Source organism: Mycobacterium sp. TH-M82, from assembly GCF_057473605.1.
Window position 1 is genome coordinate 1 of the sequence record NZ_JBYCKY010000037.1, and the last position, 3,258, is coordinate 3,258.

General features: G+C 66.6%; 3 protein-coding genes. All 3 read left to right on the forward strand.

Features of this window, described 5'->3' with window-relative positions; translation table 11 throughout:
* The first annotated feature begins 415 nt into the window (after window positions 1–415).
* Window positions 416–1,846, forward strand: coding sequence for a PPE family protein (locus tag AC2VON_RS01190; RefSeq protein ID WP_486951314.1), 1,431 nt, complete (start codon window positions 416–418; stop codon window positions 1,844–1,846).
* Complete coding sequence (locus AC2VON_RS01195; protein ID WP_486951315.1) at window positions 1,843–3,171, forward strand: PPE family protein; 1,329 nt, start codon at window positions 1,843–1,845, stop codon at window positions 3,169–3,171. Before AC2VON_RS01190 ends, AC2VON_RS01195 begins: the two co-directional genes overlap by 4 nt.
* A gap of 5 nt (window positions 3,172–3,176) precedes the next feature.
* On the forward strand, window positions 3,177–3,258 hold an 82-nt coding region (locus AC2VON_RS01200), incomplete at its 3' end, for a PPE domain-containing protein (RefSeq protein ID WP_486951316.1).

Below are 3,258 nucleotides of genomic sequence, written 5' to 3' on the forward strand. Positions count from 1 at the left end.
CTCGACCAAGACGACGAATCCCGCCCCGGTGGACGGCAACCAGTGCCTCATTACCCCTGTGCGGTCCTTATCGTTCAGGTCGGCCGTTGATCCGGTCGAACGTCAGTGGGCTCAAGGTTAACTCACAGTTTACAAATTGGCGTCGGACAGTTCACTGAATCTCCTGTATAATTTCCGGCGCGCCGCAGCGGCGATGATGTCCGTAATCTCTATCCTCCCTCGTCAGGGCAGTCTGGATCGGTTTCGCGGGACCAAGCCCGGACGCGCGGGCAGCCGGTATGTTACGCAGATGCTTGACATCGTATGACTCAGATCACTAAGTTATTCGACCGTGACCAAGATTCCGAGTCGTAGCTGATTCGAAGCTAACACTGATCAAGTTCGGCGCGACAGAGCAGCTGAGAGGTTGAGTGTGGTGGATTTTGCGGCGTTGCCGCCGGAGGTGAACTCCGCGCGGATGTATGCCGGTGCGGGGTCGGGGCCGTTGCTGGCGGCTGCGGCGGGTTGGGACAAGTTGGCGGCGGAGTTGGGTTCGGCGGCGGGCTCGTATCGGGCGGTGGTTTCCGAGCTGACTGATGGGTCGTGGTTGGGTGCGGCGTCGGCGTCGATGACGGCGGCGGTGGCGCCGTATGTGGAGTGGATGGAGACCACCGCGGCGCTGGCTGGGCAGACCGCCAATCAGGCCAGGGCGGCGGCGGCGGCTTACCAGGCGGCGTTTGCCGCGGTGGTGCCGCCGGCGGTGATCGCGGCGAACCGGGCGTCGTTGGCGTCGTTGGTGGCGCGCAACGTTTTCGGGCAGAACACTCCGGCGATCGCGGCGAATCAGGCGCAGTATTCCGAGATGTGGTCCCAAGACGCCGCGGCGATGCACAGTTACACCGCCAACTCGGCGGCCGCCACCAAGGTGACCCCGTTCACAGCCCCCGCGGCACAAGCCCAGCCGACCTTCGACCACCATGTCGGTCCGTACGGATTCAATAACATCACAATCCAGGATGTCATCACGTCACTGCTGCCCGTGTTTGGGCAAATACCACGGGCGGAGTTCCCCGCATCAAGCCTATTGTCGCTGCTAATGGACTTTATGTTCAGCCCGCTGGACCTGCAGTTCCAGGCTAACTTCTCGGAGCTAGGAATCGCCGTGTCGCAACTTGGGGGACCGCTGTGGGGCGCGTTCGGGATAACGCAACTTTTTGGGACTCTGATGCTCGCGCCGCTTGCGTTTTCGCCGTTTACGCAAGTGATGTCGGCCCATGGGATGCCTGCCGGGGCGCTGGGCTCGACACTGGTCGGTTCCGGTTCGGCGCTGGCGGGTTCCGGGTCGGCCGCCCTGATGGGTTGCGAGTCGGCGCTGGGTGCGTCGGGCTCGGTGGGCTCGGTGGGCTCGGCGGGCTTGGGCGGTGCGGCGATGTCGGCGGGCCTGGGCCGGGCCGCGTTAGTCGGTGGGCTTTCGGTGCCGCAGTCTTGGGGCGCCGTGGGCCCAGGCACCCCGGTGGCACCGGAAATCCGGCTTGCCGGCACGGCATTTCCGGCTGCTGGTTCGGCCGCGTTGCCGCAGGCGGGGCTGGCCGCGCCGGGTATGGCCGGTCTGGGCGGCATGCCGATGCTGGGCAGTGTCGTCAACGCGCCGAGAAACGATCAGCCGGGATCCGAATCCGGCGCCCGCCCCATGGTGATGGCCGGGCTGCCGGGAGAGACGGGTGGTCACGCCGGTGCGCCGGGTGTTGCCAGCCCGTTGAGTGAACGCGAACGCGAGGAGCTCGAGCGGCTGCGCGAGGAGGTCGCCGAAATGGTGGAGAAGCGTGACGCGGCAGCCCGTTTGATCAGGGACGCGGTCCGGCCATGAGTGTCGGGGATTTTGCGGCGCTGCCGCCTGAAGTCAACTCCGGGCGGATGTATGCCGGTTCCGGACCGGGTCCGTTGATAGCGGCTGCGGCGGCCTGGGACGGCTTGGCGGCGGAGTTGAGTTCGGCGGCGACTTCCTACCGGATGATCATTTCAGCGCTCACCGACGGGCGATGGTTGGGTCCGGCGTCGGCGTCGATGACCGCGGCGGTGACCCCGTATGTGCAGTGGATGGACACCACCGGCGCGCATGCTGAACAGACCGCCAACCAGGCCAGAGCAGCGACGGCCGCCTACGAGGCGGCGTTTACCGCGACGGTGCCACCGCCGGTGATCGCGGCCAACCGGGCATCGTTGGCGACGTTGGTGGCGACCAATATTCTCGGCCAGAACACTCCCGCGATCGCCGCAAACGAGGCGGCATACGCCGAGATGTGGGCTCAAGACGCCGGGGCGATGCAGGCCTACGCCGCCAACTCGGTGGCCGCCACGACGTTAACGCCGTTCACGCCCGCACCGCTGGACACCAACCCTGCCGCGCCGGCCACGCGGTCCGCCGCTGCCGCTCAATCGACCGGAAGCGGCGGCACATCGGGTCTACTGGGAAACCTGTTGGCCTGGCCGTTGCAGTTACTCAGCAGCCCCCTGTTCACGCAACTCAACGACCTCAACGGGGTAGGGGGGCTGCCCCTGACCCTGTTCAGTGGGCCGGAGTTTACCGCCATAGGGATACAAGGTTTGATGGCCCCGCTGATGTTCGCGGCGCTGTCGTTTGCACCGTATGCGCAAACGATTTCGGCCCATGGGATGCCTGCAGGCGCGTTGGGGTCGACCCTGGTGGGTTTGGCGGGCCCGGGGGGCGTGGGTGGTGCGGAGATGTCGGCGGGCCTGGGCCGGGCCGCGTTGGTCGGTGGGCTTTCGGTGCCGCAGTCCTGGGTCACCATGGCCCCAGGGGCCTCGGTGGCCTCGGAGATCCGGCTTGCCGCGACGGCGCTGCCGGCTGCCGGTGCGGTCGCGTCGCCGCAGATGGCGGCGGCAATGCCGGGCGGCTGGCTGGGAGGCATACCCCCGGTGGGCAGCGTCGTCAACGCGTCAAAAAATGAGGACCAGCCCCCCCGCTTCATCCCCCGCTCCAAGGTAAGGGCAGGAACGCAGGTAACGACAGGCGGCCACGACGACACGCAGGGTCAGCGTGCTTCAGACATCGCCAGCGTGTTGAGTGAACGCGAACGCGAGGAGTTCAACCGGTTGCGCGAGGAGATCGCCGAAATGGCGACGGAGTGTGATGCGATGACCCGGTTGATGGAGGAGGCGCACCGGCCATGAGTGTGGTGGATTTTGCGGCGTTGCCGCCGGAGGTGAACTCCGCGCGGATGTATGCCGGTGCGGGGTCGGGGCCGTTGCTGGCGGCTG

Bases quoted from the DNA above. Each gene is read 5' to 3' on its own strand.
- AC2VON_RS01195 (WP_486951315.1), top strand. From the start codon at position 1,843: ATGAGTGTCGGGGATTTTGCGGCGCTGCCGCCTGAAGTCAACTCCGGG.